The sequence below is a fragment of the Arthrobacter sp. Bz4 genome, assembly GCF_003075455.1.
In the GTDB taxonomy this organism is placed as follows: domain Bacteria; phylum Actinomycetota; class Actinomycetes; order Actinomycetales; family Micrococcaceae; genus Arthrobacter_D.
Map to the genome: position 1 here is coordinate 13,825 of NZ_QDAE01000008.1, position 23,293 is coordinate 37,117.

At 63.3% G+C, this 23,293-nt stretch carries 22 protein-coding genes, 1 other RNA gene, 1 pseudogene and 2 riboswitches; of the genes and pseudogenes, 14 read left to right on the top strand and 10 right to left on the bottom strand.

Annotated elements, in window-relative coordinates:
• Positions 1 to 90: 90 nt before the first annotated feature.
• Together DDA93_RS08255 and DDA93_RS08260 are read left to right on the top strand one after the other, a co-directional pair.
• Positions 91 to 4,035 carry a multifunctional oxoglutarate decarboxylase/oxoglutarate dehydrogenase thiamine pyrophosphate-binding subunit/dihydrolipoyllysine-residue succinyltransferase subunit gene (locus DDA93_RS08255; RefSeq protein ID WP_116778489.1) on the top strand — a complete coding sequence of 1,315 codons (3,945 nt, stop codon included), beginning with the start codon at positions 91 to 93 and terminating at the stop codon, positions 4,033 to 4,035.
• 144 nt (positions 4,036 to 4,179) lie between these two features.
• Entirely contained in the window at positions 4,180 to 4,779 is a 600-nt protein-coding gene (locus tag DDA93_RS08260) for a GDSL-type esterase/lipase family protein (RefSeq protein WP_019483108.1), read from the top strand.
• 20 nt (positions 4,780 to 4,799) lie between these two features.
• Here DDA93_RS08260 and DDA93_RS08265 read toward each other — a convergent pair whose 3' ends face one another.
• From DDA93_RS08265 to DDA93_RS08285, 4 genes are all read right to left on the bottom strand, one after another.
• Positions 4,800 to 5,243 carry a DUF1810 domain-containing protein gene (locus DDA93_RS08265; RefSeq protein ID WP_024475933.1) on the bottom strand — a complete coding sequence of 148 codons (444 nt, stop codon included), beginning with the start codon at positions 5,241 to 5,243 and terminating at the stop codon, positions 4,800 to 4,802.
• 36 nt (positions 5,244 to 5,279) lie between these two features.
• Positions 5,280 to 6,248 carry a zinc-binding dehydrogenase gene (locus tag DDA93_RS08270; protein WP_116778490.1) on the bottom strand — a complete coding sequence of 323 codons (969 nt, stop codon included), beginning with the start codon at positions 6,246 to 6,248 and terminating at the stop codon, positions 5,280 to 5,282.
• Positions 6,249 to 6,548: 300 nt separating this feature from the next.
• Positions 6,549 to 6,809 carry a mycothiol system anti-sigma-R factor gene (gene rsrA, locus DDA93_RS08280; protein ID WP_019483104.1) on the bottom strand — a complete coding sequence of 87 codons (261 nt, stop codon included), beginning with the start codon at positions 6,807 to 6,809 and terminating at the stop codon, positions 6,549 to 6,551.
• Entirely contained in the window at positions 6,806 to 7,585 is a 780-nt protein-coding gene (locus tag DDA93_RS08285) for a sigma-70 family RNA polymerase sigma factor (RefSeq protein ID WP_116778491.1), read from the bottom strand. The genes rsrA and DDA93_RS08285 overlap by 4 nt, the downstream gene beginning before the upstream one ends.
• 197 nt (positions 7,586 to 7,782) lie before the next feature.
• On the opposite strand from DDA93_RS08285, the gene DDA93_RS08290 reads away from it, so the two are divergent.
• The 11 genes and pseudogenes from DDA93_RS08290 (at position 7,783) to DDA93_RS08340 (ending at position 18,103) form a co-directional block, all read left to right on the top strand.
• Positions 7,783 to 8,361 carry a DoxX family membrane protein gene (locus DDA93_RS08290; RefSeq protein WP_019483102.1) on the top strand — a complete coding sequence of 193 codons (579 nt, stop codon included), beginning with the start codon at positions 7,783 to 7,785 and terminating at the stop codon, positions 8,359 to 8,361.
• Between the two features lie 7 nt (positions 8,362 to 8,368).
• A pseudogene (gene aroA / locus DDA93_RS08295) lies at positions 8,369 to 9,696 on the top strand (3-phosphoshikimate 1-carboxyvinyltransferase).
• Position 9,697: 1 nt separating this feature from the next.
• Positions 9,698 to 10,831, top strand: a complete 1,134-nt coding sequence (gene rsgA, locus DDA93_RS08300) for a ribosome small subunit-dependent GTPase A (RefSeq protein ID WP_116778492.1) — start codon at positions 9,698 to 9,700, stop codon at positions 10,829 to 10,831.
• A 102-nt stretch (positions 10,832 to 10,933) separates the two neighbouring features.
• Positions 10,934 to 11,137 carry a cold-shock protein gene (locus tag DDA93_RS08305; RefSeq protein ID WP_019483099.1) on the top strand — a complete coding sequence of 68 codons (204 nt, stop codon included), beginning with the start codon at positions 10,934 to 10,936 and terminating at the stop codon, positions 11,135 to 11,137.
• Positions 11,138 to 11,428: 291 nt separating this feature from the next.
• Positions 11,429 to 12,238: a histidinol-phosphatase gene (gene hisN / locus DDA93_RS08310; RefSeq protein ID WP_019483098.1), complete on the top strand. Its 810-nt coding sequence runs from the start codon at positions 11,429 to 11,431 to the stop codon at positions 12,236 to 12,238.
• Between the two features lie 53 nt (positions 12,239 to 12,291).
• A riboswitch (SAM riboswitch) is annotated at positions 12,292 to 12,405 on the top strand.
• Positions 12,406 to 12,441: 36 nt separating this feature from the next.
• Entirely contained in the window at positions 12,442 to 13,806 is a 1,365-nt protein-coding gene (locus DDA93_RS08315; RefSeq protein ID WP_116778493.1) for an aminotransferase class V-fold PLP-dependent enzyme, read from the top strand.
• Between the two features lie 82 nt (positions 13,807 to 13,888).
• A complete protein-coding gene (locus tag DDA93_RS08320) occupies positions 13,889 to 14,647 on the top strand; it encodes a class I SAM-dependent methyltransferase (protein ID WP_116778494.1) in 759 nt (252 codons plus the stop codon).
• Positions 14,648 to 14,696: 49 nt separating this feature from the next.
• Positions 14,697 to 15,605, top strand: coding sequence for a zinc ABC transporter substrate-binding protein (locus DDA93_RS08325; RefSeq protein ID WP_024476756.1), 909 nt, complete (start codon positions 14,697 to 14,699; stop codon positions 15,603 to 15,605).
• Complete coding sequence (locus tag DDA93_RS08330; protein ID WP_024476757.1) at positions 15,602 to 16,423, top strand: metal ABC transporter ATP-binding protein; 822 nt, start codon at positions 15,602 to 15,604, stop codon at positions 16,421 to 16,423. Before DDA93_RS08325 ends, DDA93_RS08330 begins: the two co-directional genes overlap by 4 nt.
• 8 nt (positions 16,424 to 16,431) lie before the next feature.
• Positions 16,432 to 17,361 (top strand): metal ABC transporter permease, encoded by a 930-nt coding sequence (locus DDA93_RS08335; protein ID WP_024476758.1) that lies wholly within the window; start codon positions 16,432 to 16,434, stop codon positions 17,359 to 17,361.
• A 1-nt stretch (position 17,362) separates the two neighbouring features.
• Entirely contained in the window at positions 17,363 to 18,103 is a 741-nt protein-coding gene (locus tag DDA93_RS08340) for a metal-dependent transcriptional regulator (RefSeq protein WP_024476759.1), read from the top strand.
• On the opposite strand, the gene DDA93_RS08345 is transcribed toward DDA93_RS08340, so the two are convergent.
• Complete coding sequence (locus DDA93_RS08345; protein WP_165802598.1) at positions 18,100 to 18,423, bottom strand: CrcB family protein; 324 nt, start codon at positions 18,421 to 18,423, stop codon at positions 18,100 to 18,102. The genes DDA93_RS08340 and DDA93_RS08345 overlap by 4 nt on opposite strands.
• Positions 18,424 to 18,481: 58 nt before the next feature.
• Positions 18,482 to 18,973 (bottom strand): CrcB family protein, encoded by a 492-nt coding sequence (locus DDA93_RS08350; RefSeq protein WP_237742136.1) that lies wholly within the window; start codon positions 18,971 to 18,973, stop codon positions 18,482 to 18,484.
• A 23-nt stretch (positions 18,974 to 18,996) separates the two neighbouring features.
• Positions 18,997 to 19,068: riboswitch (Fluoride riboswitch) on the bottom strand.
• 133 nt (positions 19,069 to 19,201) lie between these two features.
• Between DDA93_RS08350 and DDA93_RS08355 the strand changes: the two genes are divergently transcribed.
• Positions 19,202 to 20,302, top strand: a complete 1,101-nt coding sequence (locus tag DDA93_RS08355) for a glutamate--cysteine ligase (protein WP_024476762.1) — start codon at positions 19,202 to 19,204, stop codon at positions 20,300 to 20,302.
• Here the strand turns inward: DDA93_RS08355 and DDA93_RS08360 are convergent.
• The 4 genes from DDA93_RS08360 to ssrA form a co-directional block, all read right to left on the bottom strand.
• Positions 20,299 to 20,790, bottom strand: a complete 492-nt coding sequence (locus DDA93_RS08360) for a YdeI/OmpD-associated family protein (RefSeq protein WP_019483088.1) — start codon at positions 20,788 to 20,790, stop codon at positions 20,299 to 20,301. The two genes, DDA93_RS08355 and DDA93_RS08360, sit on opposite strands and share 4 nt — an antisense overlap.
• A gap of 22 nt (positions 20,791 to 20,812) precedes the next feature.
• The gene (locus DDA93_RS08365; protein ID WP_024476763.1) at positions 20,813 to 22,540 is read right to left on the bottom strand and encodes an alpha-glucosidase; all 1,728 of its coding nucleotides are present in this window, start codon (positions 22,538 to 22,540) and stop codon (positions 20,813 to 20,815) included.
• Positions 22,541 to 22,544: 4 nt separating this feature from the next.
• Positions 22,545 to 22,769 carry a hypothetical protein gene (locus DDA93_RS08370; RefSeq protein ID WP_019483086.1) on the bottom strand — a complete coding sequence of 75 codons (225 nt, stop codon included), beginning with the start codon at positions 22,767 to 22,769 and terminating at the stop codon, positions 22,545 to 22,547.
• Positions 22,770 to 22,873: 104 nt separating this feature from the next.
• Positions 22,874 to 23,244, bottom strand: a transfer-messenger RNA (tmRNA) gene (ssrA, locus tag DDA93_RS08375).
• Positions 23,245 to 23,293 lie beyond the last annotated feature (49 nt).

A 23,293-nucleotide genomic window follows, 5' to 3' on the forward strand; every position in this document is an offset into this window, starting at 1 on the left:
CGGGTCTGTATACAGTTTTATCTCGCAATAAAACACGCTGCAGGCGACTGAACCGGGCTCAGGGCAACTTACGGAAGAGGCGTATTACTAGTGCCAGAACAACCCAACCACCGTTTACCTGAAGAATTCGGCGGAAACGAGTGGCTTGTCGACGAGTTATACGAAAAGTTCCAGCAGGACCGGAACTCGGTGGACAAGAAGTGGTGGACCCTGTTCGATTCCTTCGCGGCCGACGACTCAAAGTCCGAGAACGGCCGCCACACCGCCCCCCGCGCCGCGACAGCCAGCGCCAACACCAGCAGTGTCGATAACAGCAGTGTCAATAACGGCAGTGTCGCTAACAGCAGTGGCGATCTAGGCCACAACCCCGCCACCCGCGAGTTGCCCGTGGTGAACGCCGAATCCAACTCCCCCAAGTCGTCTGGCGAGTCTCCGGCCAGCTTCGAGGAGTCGGCAAAACCGCCGGTTCCCAAAGAGACCCATTCTAAGGCCGAGGTCAGAGCCGAAGACAACGCTGATCGGGCGATCGAAAAGGCAGCCCAGGAAAGAGCCGAGAAGCCCGTGTCCAGGCAGTCCGACAACGCCAAGGCCGAGAAGCCCTCGACGACGCCGATTCCCGCCCAGCTGCCCAAGTCGGACCGGACCACAGAGATGGACGAGGACACCGTCAAGGTGCTGCGCGGCCCGGCCAAGGCCATTGCCACGAATATGGACGCCAGCCTGACCGTTCCCACCGCCACGAGTGTTCGTGCCATTCCCGCCAAGCTCCTGATCGACAACCGGGTGGTCATCAACAACCACCTGGCCCGGGCCCGCGGCGGCAAGGTGTCATTCACCCACATCATCGGGTACGCCATCATCCGGGCGCTGGCCCAGTTCCCGTCCCAGAACGTGTACTACGACGTCGTCGACGGCAAGCCCGCAGCGGTGCAGCCGGCGCACGTAAACTTCGGCCTGGCCATCGACATGCCGAAGCCTGACGGGACCCGCCTGCTGGTGGTGCCCAACATCAAAAAGGCCGAGACAATGAACTTCTCGGACTTCTGGCACGCCTACGAGGAGCTGGTCAAGAAGGCCCGCGGCGGAAAGCTCGGCGCCGACGACTACGCAGGGACAACGGTTTCGCTGACCAACCCGGGCGGGATCGGTACCGTCCACTCGGTGCCGCGCCTCTCCAAGGGCCAAGCCTGCATCATTGGTGCCGGCGCCCTCGAATACCCGGCCGAGTTCCAGGGCTCCAGCGAAAAGACACTCGCTCAGCACGCGATCAGCAAGACCATCACCCTGACCTCAACCTACGACCACCGTGTCATTCAGGGTGCCGGTAGCGGCGAGTTCCTGCGGATCATCCACCAGTTGCTGCTCGGTGAGCAGAACTTCTACGACGAAATCTTCGAAGCCCTGCGGATTCCCTACGAGCCGGTGCGGTGGAGCGCCGACATCCAGGTTGATCCGATGGATGAGATCAACAAGGTTGCCCGCATCCAGCAGCTGATCCACGCGTACCGGGTGCGCGGCCATCTGATGGCCGACACCAACCCGCTGGAGTACGTGCAGCGCAAGCACGCCGACCTCGATGTACGGACCCACGGGTTGACCCTGTGGGATCTGGACCGTGAATGGCCCACCGGCGGGTTCGGTGGCAAGCCGATGCTCAAGTTCCGCACCATCCTCGGTGTGCTGCGTGACGCCTACTGCCGCACGACCGGCATCGAGTACATGCACATCCAGGATCCCGAGGAGCGTCAATGGTTCCAGGATGAGCTGGAGCACTCATACTCCAAGCCCAGCCGCGAAGAACAGATGCGGGTGCTGCACCAGCTCAACGCTGCTGAAGCGTTCGAGACCTTCCTCCAGACCAAGTTCGTCGGTCAGAAGCGTTTCTCCCTTGAGGGCGGCGAGTCGCTGATTCCGCTGCTCGATTCGATCATCTCCAACGCAGCCGACGACGGCCTCGACGAGGTAGCGATCGGTATGGCCCACCGCGGCCGGTTGAACGTGCTGACGAACATTGCCGGAAAAACCTACGGTCAGGTCTTCCGCGAATTCGAAGGCACCCAGGATCCCCGCTCGGTGCAGGGATCGGGCGATGTGAAGTACCACCTCGGCACAGAGGGCACCTTCACCTCGGACAGCGGCAATGAGACCAAGATCTATCTGGCCGCGAACCCGTCCCACCTTGAGGCAGTCGATTCCGTGCTGGAGGGGATTGTCCGGGCAAAGCAGGACCGCCTCGACCTGGGCGATGCGTTCCCGGTCCTCCCGATCCAGATCCACGGCGACGCGGCTTTCGCGGGCCAGGGTGTTGTTGCCGAGACCCTGAACCTGTCACAGCTTCGTGGCTACCGCACCGGCGGCACCATCCACATCATCGTGAACAACCAGGTTGGTTTCACCACCTCCCCCACTTCGTCACGGTCCTCGGTGTACTCCACCGACGTCGCGAAGATGGTCCAGGCCCCGATCTTCCACGTCAACGGAGACGACCCTGAGGCAGTGGTTCGGGTAGGCCAGCTTGCTTACCAGTTCCGGCAGAAGTTCAACAAGGACGTTGTGATCGACATGGTGTGCTACCGCCGTCGTGGTCACAATGAGGGCGACGATCCGTCGATGACCCAGCCCATGATGTACAACCTCATCGAAGCGAAGCGTTCGGTGCGCAAGCTGTACACCGAGGCGCTGATCGGTCGCGGCGATATCAGCCAGGACGAGGCGGAGCAGGCACTGCGGGATTACCAGGAGCGCCTGGAGCGGGTCTTCGCTGAAACGCATGCTGCCCAGACCTCCCCTATCCCGATCGTCACCAAGGACGCCGCAGCAGTATCGGACATCGAACGCCCCCTGTCGCAGCAGTCCGACACGGGGGTCGGCGTACCTGCCAGCACAGCGATCACCCCGGAAACCCTCGCCCACATCGGCAAGGTTCACACCGCAGTCCCCGAGAACTTCACCGTTCACCCGAAGCTGAAGGCGCTGCTCGACAAGCGCGAGCAGATGTCCCGCGAGGGCGGCATCGACTGGGGCTTCGGCGAACTGGCAGCGTTCGGCTCGCTCCTCATGGAAGGTGTCCCAGTCCGGCTGGCAGGCCAGGACTCACGCCGTGGAACCTTCGTGCAGCGCCACGCGGTCTTCCACGACCGGGCGACCGGCGAGGAATGGTTGCCGCTCGACGACCTCAGCGACGCCCAGGCGAAGTTCTGGATCTACGACTCGCTATTGTCGGAATATGCTGCCATGGGGTTCGAGTACGGCTACTCGGTGGAACGCCCTGATGCCCTGGTGCTCTGGGAGGCCCAGTTCGGCGACTTCGTCAACGGCGCCCAGACCATCATTGACGAGTTCATCAGTTCGGCAGAACAGAAGTGGGGTCAACGCTCCTCACTGGTGCTAATGCTGCCGCACGGTTATGAAGGGCAGGGGCCCGACCACTCGTCGGCCCGCATTGAGCGCTTCCTGCAGATGTGCGCCGAAGACAACATGGTCGTGGCCAACCCCACGTCCGCGGCATCCCACTTCCACCTGCTGCGGCGCCAGGCCTACACCCGGCCGCGGAAACCGCTGATCATCTTCACGCCAAAGCAATTGCTCCGGTTGAAGGCGGCGGCCAGCTCTGTCGAGGACTTCACCAACGGCACCTTCCTCCCGGTCATCCCGGACAAGCAGGAACCCAATGCCAAGGACGTCGACCACGTCATCCTGGTCTCCGGTCGCCTGTACTACGATCTGCTGGCATCGCGCCAGAAGACCGAAGACCAGAAGAGCGCGATTATCAGGGTGGAACAGCTCGCACCCCTCCCGGTCGAGGACATCAAGGCGGCCGTCGGCAAGTACCCCAATGCCGACCTGGTATGGGCTCAGGACGAACCGGCGAATCAGGGACCGTGGCCGTTCATCGGTCTGAACCTGCCGGAACACCTTGACCGGCCATTGCACCTGGCGTCGCGTCCAGCCTCGGCTTCGACTGCCACCGGCTCGGCCAAACGCCACGCAGTGGAGCAGGAGATCCTGGTGAAGAAGGCATTCGAACGGCAATAACAACCGGCCCATAGGTAGTTACGTATGATGTTGGGTGGGGTGCCGTGCACCCCACCCAACAGTTTTTTTGAGCTCGGTTCGAAACCCGGATCGCAGTGGCGCAACCAAGTGATAAAACGATGAGCGGACAAAGGTAACCAACCAGTGGAACAACGCAGAATCCGGCTCGCAGCCGTAGGTGACGAACTGCTCGCAGGCCTGGGCGATCCTCGAGCCCTTGGCTGGTTTGGCCGCGTCCTCGCCCGGACAGCCCCCGACGGCGTCTCCCTGCAGGCGTTCACCCTCGCCGCCCCGCAGGAGGGCACTGAGGCACTCGCGAACCGGTGGCTGCAGGAAACCGGACGCCGTTTCGATGACGGATTCGAGAACAGGCTCGTCATTGGCCTCTCCGATCGGGACCTCGATCTGGATCTGTCAACGGCGCGCAGCCGGCTCAACCTCGCCAACATCCTCGACGGTGCCGCGCAGATGAGCGTCAAGGTACTGGTGGTGGGGCCTCCCCCCGGTCTGGATGCCGAGCGTAACCGGAGACTGGCTGACCTTTCGGCGGCCTTCGCCGATGTCACCACGCGTCGGAAACATGTCTACGTGGACACGTTCACTCCCCTGCAAGCCCATGAGCAGTGGCGGAGCGATCTCGCGGCGAATGGTGGCGGGCCTGGTCAGGCTGGCTACGGTCTGATGGCCTGGCTGGTTCTCCATCGTGGCTGGTTTCAGTGGCTCGACGTGCCCGCACCGGAGTAGGGCCACTTCCTGATGGGGCCCTACGTTCCGTGACTCCGCCGCGCCCACTCCCGGTCCGTCGCGGAATCGGGTTCGCCACCGAAATACTGGTCCAGAGCGTCACGGAATAGTCCGCCGTCGGGGTCTGCCAGGCTGAACAGGGTCATCGAAGAGCGGAGCTTCTGCGCGTCTACTGTGCCGAAGATCTGCTCCGCACTCCCGGGCTGCAGGGTCCTGAGAATTCCGGTGACGTTCAGCAGCCGTGGCCCCAGGACCGGATGTCTGAGATACTCCCTCGCCTCCTCGGGCGACGAAATGGCGTACCGCCTCGCGGTGGCGCTGCGACCCAACCCGGCAATCTGCGGGAAGACGAACCACATCCAGTGGGATTCTTTTCGGCCGTCCGCAAGTTCCTTCAGTGCGGCATCGTAGGCCCCGCCGGCATCCTGGGCGGACACAAAACGCTGCAGATCATAGGTGTCCATGGTTTTGGCCTCCTGCGGGTGTCCAGGTACTGGGACCTAGTGAGTGAAGACGATCTTCCCGAATACCTCGCCCTCAAGCATTTTCCTGAAGCCCTTCTCGGCCTGCTCGAGGGGAAACACCTCGTCGATTTCAGGGCGCACCCCCGTGGCAACCAGGAAGCGGGTGAGCCTGATCAGTTCTTCACGGGTCCCCATGGTGGACCCCAGGACCTTCAGCTGGAGAAAGAACACCCGGTTGAGGTCGGCCCCTGGCGCGGCGCCGCTCGTGGCACCACAAGTTACCACCGCACCGCCGGGCTTCAACGATTTCAGTGAGTGGGACCAGGTGGCCTCGCCGACTGAATCGAAGACAACGTCAACCCGCTCAGGCAGGCGCGCGCCGTCGTCGAACACTGCGGCAGCGCCCAGTTCCAGCGCGCGCTGCTGCTTGGCCTTACTCCGGCTGGTCACCCAGACCCGGAAACCTGCCGCGCTGGCCAACGAGATGACAGAGGTGGAAACCCCTCCCCCCGCCCCCTGCACCAGGATGGTGGACCCGGGCGCGGCGGGTGAGACGGTGAACAGCATCCGATAGGCGGTCAGCCATGAGGTGGGCAGGCAGGCGGCCTCCTCAAAGCTCAGCTCGGGAGGCTTGGGAATCAGGTTGCGTTCCGGGACCCAAACGACGTCGGCCATCGCGCCGGGCAGCTTCTCGGAGAGAAGCGAACGCCGCGGGTCAAGGGTCTCATCCCCCTCCCAACCGGGTGAGGAAATCACCCCGTGAACCAGCACCTCGTTGCCGTCGTCGTCAACTCCCGCCGCATCACACCCGAGGACCATCGGAAGTTTGTCGGCGCTCAGGCCCACACCGCGGAGCGACCACAGGTCGTGGTGGTTCAACGCAGAGACCCTGACCGTGACCCGGCGGTACCCCTCGGGCGGATCGCTGGCTGTCAGCTCGCCAATCACCAGACCATCCAATGGGTCCTCGGTGGAAAATGAGTCAACGTATACGGCGCGGGTCACGTGGTGCTCCTTCGGTTCGACTGTCCTACCATCCTAGGACCGCTGGACCCTGCCAACGACGATCCCCGGTTGACGGCTGAGACGACGAAGTGTGGGAGACTGGATGGTAGTCCAAATACTTTAGAAGCAAGGAGGCAGCCATGAGCAAGCGAGCACGCAAGAAGCGCGACCGCAAGAAGGGCGGCGCTAACCACGGTAAGCGCCCCAACGCCTGAGCAGTCGGGCTAATAGCAAAGAGGAGCCCCCGCGCCGATTATCGGCAGCGGGGGCTCCTTTTTGCTGGGCTCAGTTTTGCCGGGTCTAATGCTCGGCTGTCTTGATCTGGCTGATCCGGTCCAGGATGCTTGTCTTCAGAGTAGTGGGAGCTACCTCGGTGCAGGATCGCTTGACCACCGAGCGAATGACGCACTCGAGGTCGTGCTCCTCGGCACACTCGGGGCAATCCTCGAGATGGTTCTTGATCTCCACCAGGTCGTCGTGGGACAACGCCCCGTCCAGATAGTCGTACAGGCGCTCGATTCGGGAATCGGCGCAGTCGCCAAGGCTCTGACAGTCGCTCATTTGCCACCCTCCTGTGTCTTCGCCGTGCCGCTACCCGCTACAGCCTTCGCGGCGCCAAGGCCCCGATCGTGAGCATATTCGGCGAGCAGTTCACGCAACAGCTTGCGCCCCCGGTGCAGCCGCGACATTACGGTGCCGATCGGGGTGTTCATGATCTCGGAAATTTCTTTGTAGGCGTACCCCTCCACATCGGAGAAGTAGACGGCCAGCCGGAATTCCTCCGGAATGGCCTGCAGCGCCTGCTTCACATCTGAATCAGGAAGATGATCCAGTGCCTCTACCTCGGCCGACCGGAGGCCGGCGGGGGTGTGTTCCGCCGCTTTGGCGAGCTGCCAATCCTCGATCGTGTCCGAATGGGACTGCAACGGCTCGCGCTGCCGCTTGCGGTACAGGTTGATATAGGTGTTCGTGAGAATGCGGTATAGCCAGGCCTTCAGATTGGTGCCCGGTTTGTACTGATGGAACGCCGAGAAAGCTTTGGTGTAGGCCTCCTGCACCAGGTCTTCAGCATCGGCCGGGTTCCGTGCCATCCTCATGGCAGCCGAATATAGCTGATCCACATACTGCATGGCGTCCCGTTCGAAGCGGATCTTCCGATCTGCATCCGATTCCGTTGACACATCCAGTTGATCGTCTTCGGCTGGGGCACTACCCGCCGCGGCTGTTGTATTCATTGAGGAAAAGTCTACGCGCCCACGCCCTGGGGGACGCACTGGCGCCACCGTCAGCTGGAAATCGGGCGTCTCACTGACTGTTGCGGCGATCGCCGTCATCATCCGCCTCTCATTAGTTCGGTTGGTTGTCTACTGCTCATAACCGACGGCGCTGGTTGGTTATTCCACTGCTGCATGTCAACCGGCCCCAACCGGACACCCCGGGATGGGCTCGCCAGAGATACCCGTGTCGCCTTACCAATTTAAAAGTGCAAAACTAGGACTCAAGTGCCCGATCAGTCAATAGCCAGGAGGCAATCATGACCCTTGTTCGCGTAGTAGCCCGCCCAATGCTTGCAAGTTCGTTCGTGGTGGCCGGGATCGACCGGCTGCGTAACGCCGAAGCCGCCGGCGCACAGCTTCGCCCCACCCTCGACCGGCTCAACAAAGCGGTACCCTCGGCGGCATCGGTCACCGCCAACGAGAAAGTCGTTGCCCAGGCCCTCGGCGCCGCTCAGGTAGGCGCCGCAGCCCTACTCGGCATCGGACGTTTCTCGCGGGTCGCCGCACTGGTGCTGGTCGGCACGGCGGGGCTCAACACCCTAGTCGATTTCAAGTCCGCGGATTCCTCGACGGCCGAGGCACGCAAGAACCGGCGCAACCAGCTCCTGAAGAACGTCTCGCTGATCGGTGCAGTTCTGTTGGCATCGGTGGACACCAATGGCCGCCCGGGCCTCGCGTGGCGTGCCGAGCACTTCGCGTCCGACGCAAAGCGCAACGCCAAGGCCCTTGGGAACGACACCCGCAAGAACGCCAAGACCATTGCCAAAGACACTGAGAAGCAGCTGAAGAAGGCCAACAAGTCGGTCCGCAAGACTGCATCCGAGCTGGTGGGTTAGCAGGTCAATGACCCCCGTGGAACTGTCGCATTGGCCAGCACCCTACGCAACCTCGTCCGTCAATGCGACAGTTCAGGTGCCCGGCTCCAAGTCGCTCACCAACCGTTTCCTGATCCTCGCGGCCCTCGCTGACGGGCAATCGAGGTTACGGGCCCCACTGATCTCCCGGGATTCCATCCTGATGGTGGAAGCTCTTCGGGCCCTTGGCGCCGAGGTGACCGAAATTGCCGGCGACGGCGCATTCGGTCCCGATCTGCTGGTGACGCCCATAGACCTCTCAGTAGGCGGTGACGCCGCCATCGACTGCGGCCTTGCCGGCACCGTGATGAGGTTTGTGCCTCCGCTCGCAGCCCTGCGGCAGGGAACTACTTCCTTCGACGGTGATCCTCACGCCCGCCAACGCCCCATGGGCGCCGTCATCTCCGCACTCCGCGGGCTCGGGGTGGACGTGGATGACGACGACGACGGGCTGTTGCCATTCACCCTCACCGGTACGGGCTCCGTCCCCGGCGGCAGACTAGTCGTCGACGCCAGTGCCTCCTCCCAGTTCGTCTCGGCGCTCCTCCTGGTCGGCGCACGCTTCACTGATGGGCTCCAGCTGGAACACGTCGGCCCACCCGTGCCCAGCCTCGACCACATCGCCATGACCGTCGACGTCCTACGGGGGGTCGGCGTCGATGTCGACGATTCAGTACCCAACCAGTGGCGAGTATCCTCCGGGCGGATCAGCGCCTTTGACCTACGGATTGAACAGGACCTCTCCAACGCAGGACCATTCCTCGCCGCAGCCCTGGTAACAGCCGGCACCGTACACATCCCGAATTGGCCCGCCGGCACTTCACAGGTTGGCGACCAGTGGCGTCAGATCCTCACGCAGCTCGGAGCGACGTCACCCTCGCCCGGGGAACATTGACCGTCACCGGCGGCCCGACCATCCGCGGCGCCAACCTCGCAGACACCAGCGAACTTGCGCCGACCGTGGCGGCGCTGTGCGCCCTGGCTGATACCCCCTCAGTCCTCACCGGAATCGCCCACCTGCGCGGCCACGAGACGGACCGGCTGAAAGCCCTCGCCACCGAGATCAACCGGCTTGGCGGTGACGTCACCGAAACCGCTGATGGGCTGTCCATCAAACCAGCCCCCCTGCACGGCGGCGTGTTCAGGACCTACGAGGATCATCGGATGGCGACAGCGGGCGCCATCATCGGCCTGGCCGTCCCTGGGGTGGAGGTCGAGAACATCGGCACCACCGCCAAAACCATGCCCCAGTTCCCCCAGCTCTGGGCTGACCTCGCCGCTACCGGAAATCCAGCTGACGCCGGGTCCGGTCTCTGACGTGGCAACCGGAGGAAACCGCGGCGGGGCTCGGTCCTGGGACGAATCCGATATCAGGGTGCGGCCCAACAAGAAGGGCACCCGGCCCCGCACCAAAGACCGGCCAGCCTATGACGATGCAGTCACCGGGCGGATTGTCACAGTGGACCGCGGACGGTACACCGCGGTCGTCGATGAGGACGGCGACGGCGAGCGGGTAGTCATCGCGGCCCGGGCCCGAGAACTCCGTCGAACTCCGGTGGTTGCCGGTGACCTGGTCGCCCTGGTGGGCGACCTTTCGGGCGGCCCGGACGCACTGGCACGGCTGGTCCGTGTTCAGGAGCGCCGGACTTTGCTGCGTCGGAGCGCCGATGACACCGATCCGGTGGAGCGCGCCGTCGTCGCCAATGCGGACCAGCTGGTGATCGTGGTGGCCGCTGCGAACCCTGAACCTCGCACCGGTTTCATCGATCGCGCTCTGGTGGCAGCCTACGACGCCGGCATCCAGCCCATCCTCTGCGTCACCAAGGCAGACCTGAAAGACCCCACCGAGTTGCTCGACAACTACCGGCACCTCGATCTTCCGGTCATCATCAGCCGAACAGCCACCGCCGATGAAGGAGTGGAGAGCACCTCGGACGACGGCCTGTCCGCCCGGCTCCTCGGTGACGCCGTCAACCAGTTGCGGTCCCATCTCGATGGGAAAGTCAGCGTGCTGCTGGGACACTCGGGCGTGGGTAAATCGACTATGGTCAACGCGCTCACCGGATCCAACCGGGCAACCGGCGGAGTGAACGCGGTGACAGGCAGGGGAAGGCACACGTCGTCGTCGGCGGTTGCCTTGAAAGCCGGAGATTCCCTGCCGGGGACCTGGATTATCGACACCCCGGGTATCCGCTCGTTCGGTCTGGCCCATGTTGACCCGGATCGAATTCTTCAGGCCTTCCCCGACCTTGAACCAGGTACAGCTGAATGCGCCAGAGGATGCCGCCATGACCGGCTAGCGGTGAAGTGCGGCCTGGACCCGTGGGTGAGCGAGGGGCGGGCAGGCGTTTCGGGCCCAGTCCGGCTGGCCTCCCTACGGCGGCTGCTCGGCTCCAGCGTCCCCGAGCCCAAGGGAAATACGCAAGAAGCTAAAGAGCTCGGCGAACAGTAGACCTGATAGGCTTAAAGCAGTTGTGGTGTTAAGCACTAATTTTCGCCTCAACGAGAACCCCGAAGCACGGGGGGATTCTCACACACAAGGAATATGAAAAAAATGGCAACAGGTACAGTCAAATGGTTCAACGCTGAAAAGGGCTTTGGATTCATTGCTCCTGATGACGGCGGCGCGGATGTATTCGCCCACTTCTCAGCAATCAACTCCAGCGGATTCCGCGCCCTCGAAGAGAACCAGAAGGTCAACTTCGAGACCACGCAGGGCCCCAAGGGACCGCAGGCCGAGAACATCACCGTTATCTAATAACCCAGATACGTAGCCCGTCCCACTGGACGGCTCCCCACAGGACACCGAAGCGGCTCACCGCCGCCGGTGTCCTGTGGCGTTTAAGGTGCCTCCTGCCCACCGTGTCCGGGTAATCGATGGGCAGCTACGGAACTCTCCACCGAACCGGGCCATACAGTGGGCAAGCGAGTGGGCAAGCGAGCAAACTCCGGAAAACCTGGACCTGGTGATGGCCCGTTGGTGCAGGGCTGGTGCCACGGGGCCGGGCACATCCCGCACTATCGCGGGGTTAGGCGATAGGTTGAAGGTATGAACCACCGCCAAAGCTATAACGATGATCTGCGCCTTGCCCACGTCATGGCCGATTCTGTAGACGACCAGACCATGTCGCGATTCAAGGCCCAGGACCTGGTGGTGGAGACCAAGCCAGACCTGACCCCGGTAACCGATGCCGATAAGGCTGCCGAGGAGTCGATTCGTGGCCAGCTCTCCCGCGCCCGCCCCCGTGACGCGGTGCTCGGCGAAGAGTTCGGAAGCAGTGGTGCCGGCTCGCGTCGCTGGATCATCGATCCCATCGACGGCACCAAGAGTTTTGTGCGGGGCGTCCCGGTCTGGGCCACCCTGATCGCGCTGATTGACGAGGGGCAACCGGTGGTCGGGTTGGTCAGCGCTCCGGCTCTGGGCAAACGCTGGTGGGCCGCCACCGGGACCGGCGCCTACATGGGCAAGTCCCTCGCGGCGGCAAGCCGGCTCAAGGTATCCAACGTGTCCCGGCTCGAGGATGCCTCGATGTCTTATTCCAGCCTCTCGGGCTGGAAGGAACGCGGGAACCTGCCGGAATTCCTGACGCTGACCGACTCGGTGTGGCGCAGCAGGGCCTACGGCGACTTCTGGTCCTACTGTCTGGTTGCGGAGGGCGCAGTCGACATCGCCTGCGAGCCCGAGTTGAACCTGTATGACATGGCGGCCCTGGTGCCGATCATCACCGAGGCCGGCGGGCGCTTCACCTCGCTGGAAGGCACCGACGGACCGTTTGGCGGGAATGCTTTGGCCACCAACAGCACCCTCCACAATGACGTGCTGCAGATCCTCAACCCTGATGTTGATGACTTGCTTTAAGAAGCCGTAATAAAAAGCCTGGGGCGCCTGCCGTGCCCTAGGCTTTTTCTATTGGTCACGAGTGTCAGCGCTAAACCCCGGTTTGCTGGCCGGCAACCCTCCTCTTCGCGGCGGGGTGCCCCGGGTGACGACCAGGCCGTCCCTGACTGGGATGGCAAGCGCGGACACCCTGCTGCGGGGTCCACCACCGTTGGAGATCCAGCATGACTATTGCAACCATCGAGCCGTTCCACCATTCCACCTCAACCGTGAATCAGTTGGCGAAGGTGGTGGGAGATGACCTGTTGGTGCCGCTGCTTGGGGGCAGCGAGGTACGCTACGTCAATCTCGACTACGCCGCGTCCGCTCCGGCGCTGGTCGAGGTCCTCGACTTCGTCAATACGGTTATCCCCTTCTACGCCAGCGTCCACCGCGGCGCCGGCTACACCTCCCAGGTTTCCACCTCACTGTACGAAAATGCCAGGACAACAGTCCGGCGTTTTGTGGGTGGACGCAGCGACGACTTAGTGATCTTTACCCGCAACACCACCGACTCGCTGAACCTACTGGCCGGCTGTGTGCCCTCCACAGGGGAGGTGTTGTACCTGGATGTTGAACATCATGCCAACCTGTTGCCCTGGCAGCAGCTCCCCCACCGAAGCCTCACGGCCGGCGTGACGCTCGCCGACACCCTTGAGCGGGTCCGCGCCGAGCTATCCACGGGTGGGGTCAGTCTGCTGGCGGTCACCGGGGCATCCAATGTCACCGGCGAGCTTCTACCGATCAGCGAGTTGGCTGAATTGGCGCACGCCCACGGGGCGCGAATCGTGGTGGATGCCGCCCAGCTCGCACCCCATCGTCGGATCGACATCAGCCGCGATGGTATCGACTATGTGGCATTCTCGGGTCACAAGCTATACGCGCCGTTCGGTGCTGGCGTGCTCGTGGGCCGTCCGGACTGGCTGGACGCTGGCACCCCGTACCTGCCCGGCGGTGGAGCAGTGCGGAGGGTCAAAGTCGATTCAGTCTCCTGGGCCACCGGACCGGCCCGCCATGAGGGTGGCTCGCCCAACGTGGTGGGCGCCGCTGCCCTCGCGCATGCTGTCGAGGTGCTCGCGTCGCTGGACGAGGATGCCTGGCTGACCCATGAACAGGCCCTCCGGTCTGCGTTGACTTCCGGACTCGAAACGCTACCGGGGGTCACAGTGCACCAGCTTTTCCCGGACAGTGCCGACCCCATCGGGGTGGTGAACTTTTCGGTGTCCGGTTACGACGCCGGACTTGTCGCCGCGTATTTGTCTGCCGAACACGGGGTGGGCCTCCGCGATGGCAAGTTCTGCGCTCATCCCCTACTCAAACGGCTCGGGCTGCCGTCGGGTTCGTTGCGGGCCAGCGTGGGTCTGGGATCCCAGCTCGCGGACGTCGAGCGGCTGCTGAGCGGCCTCCGGTCCCTCCTGGCCGATGGTCTCACCGCAGATTATGTAGTGGACGAGGAACGCTGGGTACCGGCCGCCGAGACACGAACCTTTCCGGTGTGGGCTCCCCACACTCCGGGGACGGCGGGCGCTGCGCCGTGCTCGAGGGACTAGCCTCAGCAGCTGGTGGGCCAGGAGGCGATTGACCGGTGCGGGATAGGCTTGGATCCCACCCATCGACAACAGGAGCGCACAGATGCCCCGCGGCGGCCCACGTCTGCACGACACCCGGCGAGTCCACCTCGCCGGCGGCTACCTGGACGGTGGTGCGCAGTACGACCGGGTCCGGCCCGGGTATCCCACCGACATTGTTGACTGGCTGATTCCCACCGGCGCGTCCGCCGCAGCCGACGTCGGCGCGGGCACCGGAATCTTCACCGCAGAACTCGTGAGGTGTGGGCTGAAGGTGACCGCCGTCGACCCCTCGGCGGACATGCTGGGGGTCCTTAGCACCAAGCTCCCCGCTGTGGTCGCTGTCGTCGGGACCGCCGAGGCCACCGGCCTGCCAGCTTCCTCGGTCAATCTGGTAACCATGGCGCAAGCCTGGCACTGGGTTGATCCGGTGGCAGCCACCACGGAGGCTGCACGGATCCTCACACCGGGAGGCCGCCTGGGACTGATCTGGAATCAGTTGGATGTTTCTTTGCCGTGGGTGCACCGGCTTAGCCGGATCATGCATGCCGGAGATGTCTACAAACCGGATCATCGGCCGGCGATTGGACGGGAGTTCGGGGCGCTTGAACAGCGATCGGCGCGGTGGGCGCAGCCGCTGGGCACCTCAGATATCGTCGACCTCGCCAAATCCAGAAGTTACTACCGTCGGGCGGGTCCAGAGATTCGGGCCAGGGTCGAGGCCAACCTCGACTGGTACCTCCACGAACATCTGGGATTCGCCGCCGATGCTCAGGTGGAGTTGCCGTACTTCACCCATTCCTGGCGGGCAGACCGCTTGTAAGAAGACCGGAACACTGTTGCTAAGGCATGCCAATGAGTTAGATTTAGGTATGCCGAAACTTTTCGTTCCGTTGGTTCTTCTTCTCGTACTGGCACTCACCGGCTGCGGTGCCAGCCCGGCCGTGCAGGCGAGGCCAGCCGACGACGATGACCGCCCGCTGGTGCTGACCACCTTCACTGTGCTCGCGGATCTGGCAGATCAGGTGGGCGGCGGGCACGTCAGGGTTGATTCCATCACCAAAATCGGCGCTGAAATCCACGGCTACGACCCGACGCCGTCGGACCTGGTCAACGCTCAGGACGCCGATCTGATTCTCGACAACGGTCTGGGCCTTGAGCGCTGGTTTGAACGCTTCCTGCTTTCGGTGGATGCCCCGCGCGCGGTCCTCTCCGACGGCGTCGAGCCGGTCGACATTCGCTCTGGCGCCTACAACGGACTGCCTAACCCCCATGCCTGGATGTCCCCCGCCGCTGCGCAGATCTACGTTGACAACATCGTGGTGGCCCTGACGGACCTGAGCCCACCGCATGCCAACGATTTTGAAGCCAACGGATCCCGTATCAAGGCCGAACTGCAGTCCATGCTTGACGAGCTACGCGCTGCCTTCGCCGACACCTCAACCCCTGCCCTGGTCACCTGTGAGGGGGCCTTCTCCTATCTGGCGCGGGACGCGGGACTCGACGAGTCATTCATCTGGCCGGTCAACTCTGACGCTGAGGGCACACCGCGGCAGATCAGAGAGGTGATCGGTTTTGTCCAAACCAACGAGGTCCCGACCGTCTTCTGCGAATCGACTGTCAATCCGTCGGCGCAGGAGCAGGTTGCGTTGGCCACGGGCGCGGAACTGGCCGGGCCGCTGTACGTCGACTCGCTGTCCGGTCCGCAAGGCCCGGTTCCCACCTTCCTCGACCTCCTCCGGTACGACATCAAAGTAATTACTGAAGGGCTGGCCCCATGACCTCATCCGTTCCACCGCAGGCCGTCACGCCGGGAACCGAGGCGGTTGCGGCCATCTCTGTCTCCGGCCTCACCGTCAGCTACAACGAGGTGCGGGCACTGAGCGACGTCGACCTCAATCTGGCGAAAGCGCGCATCTGCGGGCTGATCGGCGTCAACGGGTCAGGCAAGTCAACCCTGTTCAAATGCCTGATGGGGCTGGTCCAGCCGCAGTCCGGCGCCGTTGCGATTTTCGGCAAAGACCAGCGCACCGCCCGGCGTAGCAACCTCGTGGCCTATGTCCCCCAATCCGAGGACGTCGACTGGACCTTCCCCCTCTCGGTGGGCGACGTCGTCCTGATGGGCCGCTACGGCCGAATGCCGCCGTCCCGCCGCGCCAGCCGTGCGGACCGCGACGCGGTCGACGCCGCACTGGAGCGGGTCGGCCTGACCCAGCAACGCAACCGGCAGATCGGCGAATTGTCCGGCGGGCAGAAGAAGCGCGCCTTTGTTGCCCGCAGCATCGCCCAGGACGCGCAGCTACTGCTCCTCGATGAACCGTTCGCGGGAGTGGACAGGACCAGCGAAGCCACGCTGGTCAGTCTGCTCCAGGAACTCAGGGACGAGGGACGGACCGCTCTCATCTCCACCCACGACCTCGCCGGGATCCCCGAGCTCTGCGACGAAGCGGTACTGCTGCACAACCGGGTCCTCGCGCATGGGCCGCCCTCCGAGGTGCTGACCCATGAGTTGTTGGCTCTCGCGTTCGGGCCGCTACCCACGGCAGGTGGCGCCTCTCGTCCCCGACCCGCACCCGCACCCGCACCCGAAGAAAGTTAGACCACGCCATGGAAGTCCTCAATTTCCTCACCGAGCCGCTGCAATACGGCTTCCTGACCCGCGCCCTGATCGTCACTGTCTGCGCGGCGGTCGTCGCGTCGGTGCTGTCCTGCTGGCTCATCCTGATGGGCTGGTCGCTGATGGGCGACGCCGTTTCCCACGCGGTGCTGCCAGGCGTCGCCCTGGCCTACATCATCGGCATCCCCTTCTCCATCGGCGCCTTCGTGTTCGGGGCCGGGGCGGTTGCGCTGATCGGGCTGGTGAAGTCGACCACCAAGCTCAAGTCGGACACCGTCATTGGGGTGGTTTTCACCGGACTTTTCGCCTTGGGGCTCGCAATTGTGTCCCGTACTCCCTCCCAGGTTGACCTGATGCATATTCTGTTTGGGAACGTGCTGGGTGTAACCAACGGGGAACTGTGGCAGGTGGTCGTCCTTGGCGTGCTGACCCTCGCCATCGTCCTGTACAAACGCCGCGACCTCACACTCTTTGCCTTTGACCGCACGCATGCGCACGTGATCGGGCTGAATACCCGGGCGCTCTCCACCCTGCTGCTGGGTCTCCTGGCGCTGAGCGTCGTCGTCGGCCTGCAGGCGGTGGGAATCATCCTGGTGGTGGCCATGCTCATCACCCCCGGCGCCACAGCCTTCCTGCTGACCCGCAGCTTCGACCGGATGCTGATTATCGCCTCGAGCCTCACCGCGGCCGCGTCGGTCGCCGGCATCTACGCCAGCTATTACCTGGACATCTCGACCGGTGCTGCCGTGGTGCTGTCCCAGTCGCTGGTCTTCGTCCTGGTGTATCTCTTTGCCCGGCGAACCGGGGTCCTCTGGCAGGCGGCAAGCCGGCGTCGGTTGCGCCGCTACTCCTCACAGGAAAACCACACCCGGACTCGGAGAATCAACACCACTGGCGTCCCCACGAGAAGTGAGACCTGAGATGGCACAACGGACAGCTTCGGCGCTTAGCGCCGGGTCAACGAGCGTTCAGGACTATGTGAAGGTCATCTATACCTTCACTGAATGGCAGGATCGGCCAATAACCGCCTCGCAGCTTGCGGCCCGACTGTCGGTAGCCAATTCCTCGGCATCGGAAATGGTCCGCAAGCTGATGGATCTGGGCCTGGTGAGCCATGAGCCCTACAGCTCAGTCGAGCTGACCGCAGATGGGCTGCATCTGGCGTTGACGATGGTACGCCGTCACCGTCTTCTGGAGACCTTCCTGGTGAACGAACTGGGCTATCAGTGGGACGAGGTTCATGACGAGGCGGAACTGTTGGAGCACACTGTCTCCGACACGTTCATCGAACGCCTCGACCGGAAGCTTGGGCATCCCGGGAGAGACCCGCACGGGGATCCGATCCCCACCGCCGACGGGAAGATCACCCTGCCGAACGCCCATGCGCTGGAGGAGCTCGACGACGGGCACCGCGGCCGTATCACCCGGATCAGCGACGCAAATCCGGAGCTGCTCCGGTTCCTCGCCGCTGAATCCATTGCCCTTGACTCTCCCGTGCAGGTCCTCCAGCGGAAACCGTTCGGAGGCCCCTTGGTGGTCAGCGTCGGCGATACGGGCACCGCAAGGACTTTCGATTTCGGCGAAGAGCTGACGACTTCGCTGTGGATTGAGACTGATCAGGTTCATGCCGGATGCCGCCTGCCCGAAGCGGCGGTCCGCTAGCCCCCGACTAGGAGCGCACCGATGGCGACGCCAGCCGCAGCGGCAAGGAGCGCCAACGTGGCTGTCCCCAGCCCGTTGACGACGGCACTCCTCAACTGGCCGCTCTGGATCAGCCTGGCCGTTTCGACACTCGCGGTGCTGAACGTGGTGAAGCCGCCGAGAAATCCGACGCCCACGATGAGCTCTGCTGCCAGGGGGACCTGCTCGCCGAGGGCCAGCCCGCCCAGCAGCCCCAGCAACCCCGAGCCCAGGATGTTGATGGCCACGGTGCTCCAGGGGATCGCCGTCGCGAACCGGGCCCGGATGGTGCCGTCGAGCATGAACCGCGCGACGCACCGGTGCCGCCTGCAACACCAACCAGCAGGATCAAAAGTACACTCACGGGAGGTCCATCTCCGACCTGGTGTCAGGCCGGCCCTGTCTACCTCTGGCAACCGCTGCACCCACGCCAATCCCGGCGAAACTCAGCAGGACTCCCCCCAGGAGACTGACTGCGACGTACGCGGCGGCGAACCCGCTGGCGCCGTCTGCGGCCAAGACGATGGCTTCCAGGGCAAACGCACTGTAGGTGGTGAATCCCCCAAGGAACCCTGTTCCCAACAGAAGCCGCACCATCAGGTACCCGCCACGGTCCGGACCGGTACGTAGCAGGCCCTCCAGTAACAGGCCCAGCAGGAATGACCCGCCCAGATTGATTGCCAGGGTGGGTAGCGGCAGGTCCTGCGGGGATGGAACCACCCCATTCAGCCAGACTCGGCACAGCGTACCCGCCACACCTCCGGCGAACACCAGGGCAATGAATGTCACGCGCCGGTGGGGCGGCCGGTCCATGACGACCGCGGACGGCTCACCCTGATCTGGTTTGGACACAGCGCACCTGCCTCTATCGAGTGTCAAAGGCAGGAACCATCAGCCATGGTGGCGGTTCGGGCAGCGCCCCGGCGGGATCCATCGCCGTAGCCTCGACTATATCGGATTGCCAGTTGGACCCGGTAGGCGGTCCAGCATTAGCCGTCAGCAATTCGAGGATGCAATGATCACTATCAGCACAAGTTGTTCCACCCCATCTACCCGCACCCATCTAGCCAAAGGTTCCACATGACAACGCTGGGGATCGAAGAAGAGTACCTCCTGCTGGACCCGGCCTCGGGGTTGCCGGTGTACCGGGCCAACGAGGTGCAAGCCCTTTTGGAACAGTCGCCCACGATAGAGGCGGAGGACGTTCAGCGTGAACTCCTCAGTTGCCAGATCGAGACTGCCACCCCTGTCTGTCATACCCTGACCGAGGCCGAAGAGTCCTTGCTGCACTTCCGCCGCCGGATCTCGGCCGCCGCCCGGAAGGCTGGCGTGCGGGCCACCGGCTCGGCCACCGCTCCACGCATTGAATCGGCGTACCCCACCCTGACCGATAACCAGCGCTACCACCAGCTGCGTGAAAGCGCCCGAGGCATTGTGGCGGATCAGTTTGTCAACGGGCTTCATGTGCACGTGGGAATCCCTGACAAGGAGAGCGGCGTGCAGGCGCTCAACCGGATCCGGCCATGGCTGCCGGTCATCACCGCCCTCAGCACCAATTCGCCGTATTGGCTGGACCGGGACAGCGGCTTCGCCAGTTGGCGGGTGATCCATTACCGTAGGTGGCCGATTCAGGGATGCCCACCAGTCTTCGCCGACGCGGCCGACTATGAACGTCGCATCGAACGACTGGTGGCGACCGGGGTGATCATCGACCGCGGGGTGCTGACCTGGATGGCCCGCCTGTCGGATGCGTATCCCACCCTGGAGGTCCGGACCGGCGACGCCCAGCTGGAGGCCCAGGACTCGGTGCTGCTGGCTGCCCTGGTCAGGGGTCTCGTGTCGACGGCGGTCCGCGACGCCGAAGCCGGACTACCTTTCCTGGATCCCGACCCGGAGCTGCTCGACGCCGCCATGTGGCAGGCGGCCAGGCACGGGCTCGCCGCAGACCTGGTCGATCTGGGAACCGGAACCTTGATTCCTGCACGCGAACAGATGGGCCGGCTGCTAGCCTACACGGCGGATGCTATCGAGACGGAGGGCGATACCGAGTGGGTTGCCGCGGGACTGGACACGGTCTGGGCACGCGGTACGGGGGCCGAGCGCCAACGCCAGGCGATGGAAACCGGCGGCATGGCGTCCCTGTTGGAACTCTACAGCTCGGCGTTGACCGCCGAACGCTAACCCGGCTTCTGGTTTGCCCTGCCCTCGGCCAACCGTTGCAGTGTCCTGTTGATCCGCGCCTCACGGGTGGCCTGACGTTTCGCTGACGCGATCCACAGCGCATACTCGCGCTGACGTGAATAGGAGAGGGCTCGAAATGCATCCTCTGCGCCGCCAGCCGTGAGGGCTGCCGACACATCATCGGCAAGTTCAACGACCCGTTCGCTGGTGTCGAGTGTCAGCGACACCCTCACCGTATCGCCCGTGGTTTTGCCGATTTCCGTTTGCACATCCGATCGGACCAGGAGCAGATGGCCGTCACTGTAGGTGACCAGCGAACCGCGGTAACCGATGCCGTCGAACGCGGCCCTGACCGGGATCCTCCCGCTCGCACCGAACGTTTCGGGCACGCTATGGGGGAACTGAACAAACGATGCCGACCCAGCTACGGTTGAGCGCTGGATGACGGCATCGAACTCGATGGGGCCAGGATCTCGAAAGTGGGCCATTCCAGAAGCTTAGCGAACTCGTCTAGGGCCGAGCAGTCTGGAGTACCCGAGCCTCCCACGGCCGCAACCGTCCAGTGTCATCGGCGCCTCCGTCCGGGTAGTTGCTCAGTAGCCGTTTTCCCTGGCCAGCGCCCTGCGGCAGGATCAGGTTCTCCCCCGATACGTTCGCGACCACGGTGAGAGTTTCACCCTCGTGGGTCCGGGTGAACGCGTACAGGGTGGGGTGGTTGCCTTCGAGGAGGTTAAACCGCCCGAGCCTCACCACAACGCTGTCATGGCGCAGCCGGATCAGCCGCTGATAATGCCGAAAAATGGAGCGATCCGAAGCCCGGTCCGCTTTGGCGTTGATGGTGGGGTAGTTCGGGTTGACGCTGAGCCAGGGCTCGCCCGTGGTGAAGCCTCCATGCGTGGCGTCCGACCACTGCACTGGTGTCCTGGCGTTGTCACGGCTCATGACACGGATCGAGGACAGCACTTGTTCCGGGTCCAAGCCCAGCACAGCCGTCGCCTCGTTGAAGTAGTTGATGGATTCCAGGTCCCGGAAATCATCGATTGAGGAGAACGGCACATTGGTCATGCCAAGTTCCTCGCCCTGATAGATGTAAGGGGTTCCCCTGTGCAGATGGAGCAGTGTCGCCCACAGGGTCGCGGACTCGTACCTGAACCTGGTGTCATCCCCGAACCGTGACACCAGCCGCGGCTGGTCATGGTTGTTCAGGTACAGGCTGTTCCACCCGGCCTCCGCCAATCCCGTCTGCCAGCGGTTCCAGGAGGCCTTCAGGTCACCCAGGTTCAGCCCCCGGTAATCCCATTTGCCGCCCGGCCCGTAATCCAGGCCCACATGCTCGAACTGGAAAATCATGTCCAGCTCGCGGCGGGCAGGATCAGTGAAAAGCCGGGCCTCCTCGATTGTTGCGCCGGGCATCTCTCCCACGGTGATCAGCTCAGCGGTCCTTCCGGCGAAAACCTCACGGTGCATTTCCTGGAGGTAGTCGTGGATCCGCGGGCCGGAGATGAAATGCGGAGCACCGTCGCCCCACAGGCCGCCAGCCGGCACTCTCCCGTCCGGGAGGGTCTGATCCTTCGAAATGTAGTTGATGACGTCCATCCGGAAGCCATCGACACCGAGGTCGAGCCACCAGTTCATCATTTCGTAGACGGCGGCCCGGACTTCGGGGTTCTCCCAGTTCAGGTCTGGTTGCTGGGGTGCGAACAGGTGCAGGTAATACTGCCCGGTTTCTGGATGGAGGGTCCAGGCGGGACCGCTGAACGCCGATCCCCAGTTCGACGGTTCGGCCCCTTGCTCCCCAGCGGCGAAGCCGTCGCGGGGGTCCCGCCACCAGTACCAGTCCCGTTTGGGGTTATCGAGTGAGGAGGACGATTCCCTGAACCACTCGTGTTCGTGGGAGGTGTGATTGACCACCAGGTCCATCACGAGCTTCATCCCGCGGCGGTGCACTCCATCAAGGAGTTCCCCGAATTGTTCAAGATCCCCGAATACCGGATCGATGAGCCGGTAGTCGCTGATGTCGTAGCCGTTGTCGTGGTGCGGGGATTGGTACACCGGAGAGAGCCAGAGAACATCCACGCCGAGCTCAGCCAGATAGTCGAGTTTACCGATGATGCCGGGCAGGTCGCCGACGCCGTCGCCGTCGGAGTCGGCAAAGCTGCGTGGATAGATCTGGTACACCACCGCGCCGGTCCACCAGGCCGGCTCACTCGGTGTCGGCTCTTTCTTCGCTTCGCTCACGGGGTTAGCGCCCTTCGTTCCGGCGGACCATTCCAACAATGAGGCAGATCAATCCCACTGCCAATGGAATCAGGGTGTACAGGGTGTGGGTTCCGCCGACAAAGCTCATGTAGAAAATGAAAATGAAGGATCCGATCACCAGAATCAGCCCGGTGTTGACCAGGAAGCGACCTCGATTGGGCGGCGGCAGGGGGGGAAGCCAGGGTGGTGGATCGTCCGTCCAGTTCATACCGTCAGTCTACGTCCGGCTGGCGGTGACCCAGCGCGACTGCCGGTGTTAACGACAAAACGTCCCTCCCCCAAAGGGTAGGGACGTTTAGCCGTCGGGCTGTTTCGTGGAGATGGCGGGAATTGAACCCGCGTCCGATGCAGTGTAGTCAGGGCTTCTCCGGGCGCAGTTTGCGTCGGTTTTTCTCAGCTTCAGCAGTTCTGCAAACAGACTGCTGCCAAGCTCAGTTACATAAGAGTCCCCCGGAAACCTGTAACAAGTTTCAGGAGCAGTGGCCCTCTAAATGACGCCAGGATCCGGGACGAGAGCATTCCCGGGCTGACGGACTTGGTCTTACTGCTTAGGCAGCGAGAGCGAAGTCAGTGCGTTTTTGTTCGGCACTTATATTTTAACAAGGAGCGTTAACGAGATAGCCTTGTAAATCCTCGGCCCGCTTCCCCTGTCGCGACTAACATCGTCGAAACCTGTCATCCCCGTGTGTAGTTATCAATGTACTTCTCCCCGAATTGCTTCGGGTCTACCAG

Coding starts and splice junctions, on each gene's coding strand:
- DDA93_RS08265 (WP_024475933.1), bottom strand. CDS start 5,243: ATGGACACCTATGATCTGCAGCGTTTTGTGTCCGCCCAGGATGCCGGC.
- rsrA (WP_019483104.1), bottom strand. CDS start 6,809: ATGAGCGACTGTCAGAGCCTTGGCGACTGCGCCGATTCCCGAATCGAG.
- DDA93_RS08285 (WP_116778491.1), bottom strand. CDS start 7,585: ATGATGACGGCGATCGCCGCAACAGTCAGTGAGACGCCCGATTTCCAG.
- DDA93_RS08290 (WP_019483102.1), top strand. CDS start 7,783: ATGACCCTTGTTCGCGTAGTAGCCCGCCCAATGCTTGCAAGTTCGTTC.
- DDA93_RS08305 (WP_019483099.1), top strand. CDS start 10,934: ATGGCAACAGGTACAGTCAAATGGTTCAACGCTGAAAAGGGCTTTGGA.
- hisN (WP_019483098.1), top strand. CDS start 11,429: ATGAACCACCGCCAAAGCTATAACGATGATCTGCGCCTTGCCCACGTC.
- DDA93_RS08315 (WP_116778493.1), top strand. CDS start 12,442: ATGACTATTGCAACCATCGAGCCGTTCCACCATTCCACCTCAACCGTG.
- DDA93_RS08320 (WP_116778494.1), top strand. CDS start 13,889: ATGCCCCGCGGCGGCCCACGTCTGCACGACACCCGGCGAGTCCACCTC.
- DDA93_RS08325 (WP_024476756.1), top strand. CDS start 14,697: ATGCCGAAACTTTTCGTTCCGTTGGTTCTTCTTCTCGTACTGGCACTC.
- DDA93_RS08330 (WP_024476757.1), top strand. CDS start 15,602: ATGACCTCATCCGTTCCACCGCAGGCCGTCACGCCGGGAACCGAGGCG.
- DDA93_RS08335 (WP_024476758.1), top strand. CDS start 16,432: ATGGAAGTCCTCAATTTCCTCACCGAGCCGCTGCAATACGGCTTCCTG.
- DDA93_RS08340 (WP_024476759.1), top strand. CDS start 17,363: ATGGCACAACGGACAGCTTCGGCGCTTAGCGCCGGGTCAACGAGCGTT.
- DDA93_RS08345 (WP_165802598.1), bottom strand. CDS start 18,423: ATGCTCGACGGCACCATCCGGGCCCGGTTCGCGACGGCGATCCCCTGG.
- DDA93_RS08355 (WP_024476762.1), top strand. CDS start 19,202: ATGACAACGCTGGGGATCGAAGAAGAGTACCTCCTGCTGGACCCGGCC.
- DDA93_RS08360 (WP_019483088.1), bottom strand. CDS start 20,790: ATGGCCCACTTTCGAGATCCTGGCCCCATCGAGTTCGATGCCGTCATC.
- DDA93_RS08370 (WP_019483086.1), bottom strand. CDS start 22,769: ATGAACTGGACGGACGATCCACCACCCTGGCTTCCCCCCCTGCCGCCG.